Origin of the sequence: Pseudomonas sp. (assembly GCF_050739655.1) — a bacterium.
In the GTDB taxonomy this organism is placed as follows: Bacteria; Pseudomonadota; Gammaproteobacteria; order Pseudomonadales; family Pseudomonadaceae; genus Aquipseudomonas.
Map to the genome: position 1 here is coordinate 1 of NZ_JBOIBY010000408.1, position 1,280 is coordinate 1,280.

A 1,280-nucleotide genomic window follows, 5' to 3' on the forward strand; every position below is an offset into this window, starting at 1 on the left:
CACTCGACCGGTTGAATCCACAACCCATAGCGTTACTCGCAACGCACGGGGGGCACGCTTTAGCGGCGGGCACTTTTTGAAGAGGTTGTTCGCTTCAAGCCGTTTGAGTTTGAGGAGGGGGAATAAGCCTCAAACAAGGATCTGGTGCATCAACCCCAGATCGACGCTTCATCACTTGGCACGGCGACGTCACGCTCGCCAGAAACACCCGACCCCGCACTCGGCGGGCTTTGTGTATAGGCAAAAAAAACACCCCTCCTAAGCCGTTTTTTTGTCTACCGTGAAGCTGTGACTGGTCACAGCTTCACGGTAGACCCTCGCAACTCCAACCTATCGGCAAAGCACCCTGCCGCCGTCAGGCTCGCCCAAGTGTGCAGCTCACGCAGCGCCTGGGCGCTGAAAAGTGCTTCCAGGGTTTCTTGTTGGATGGTTTTTTTACAATACATCCCACGGGAACGTGGCGATCTGTTCCATCACACCAATGACCTTTTTCATCGTCGAGTGATAACCGCAGCTGATGCTCTCCAGCAGCATGACGGTCAGGTAGGCCGCGATGAAGTCGACCTCATTCTGTTGATCTCTGGCTTCGTTCATTTGCGAAATGATGGGAATCATGTAATCGGCTTTTCCGTCAACCGACAACGCCATAAATCCAGACAGTCCACCTGTGTCGTTTTCCAGGGCCCTTAGATAATCCCGCAGCTTGAGAGAAATCATCAGCATGGTGGCGGCACTGAGGTTTGTGAGCCTGCGCATGAATCCCTTGAGGTCTCGTTCAAGCGCTCGTTCTCGCTTGGATTTGAAAAATAGCATACCGAACTACCTTCCCGATTCGCGCGTTCACTCTTAAACCGTAAGTCTAGGCGCTGGTGCACCAGAAGTTGGGGGCTTGGGTTGCCATCAGTGGCGTAGTTTTCAACCAGCAGCACCCTGCCTGTACCGGGTAATTGAACATAGCCCCCGTTACTCGTAACGCGCGGGCTACTTTTTTGCCGCGGCCTCCGCTTCGGCGTTTTTCATCGCGCATTGAATGTAGCCATATGCACGCCACGGCGTTCTTTAAGCCCTGTGCTGCTCGCCAGTTCACAGCGGATGCAATCAGGGGGCTCTTGTATTGGAACTGCAAAAAGAATGCGAGGGTGGGTTCCTGGGTCACCCTCGCATCCGTTCACGCGCGCAATGCTTCAGGCGCTGCCAAAAAAGATGTCGGTATTCTGAACATCAACCCCGACCAAGGTGATGGTCGTTGTTTGTCCGCCAGTCTCGGCAACCGTCACGAC

The 1,280-nt window shown here is 54.2% G+C and carries 1 protein-coding gene; it reads right to left on the reverse strand.

Annotated features, from left to right (window positions below; genetic code table 11):
• Nucleotides 1-435: 435 nt before the first annotated feature.
• Nucleotides 436-813: a hypothetical protein gene (locus ACRESJ_RS20140; RefSeq protein ID WP_431759460.1), complete on the reverse strand. Its 378-nt coding sequence runs from the start codon at nt 811-813 to the stop codon at nt 436-438.
• Nucleotides 814-1,280: the final 467 nt, after the last annotated feature.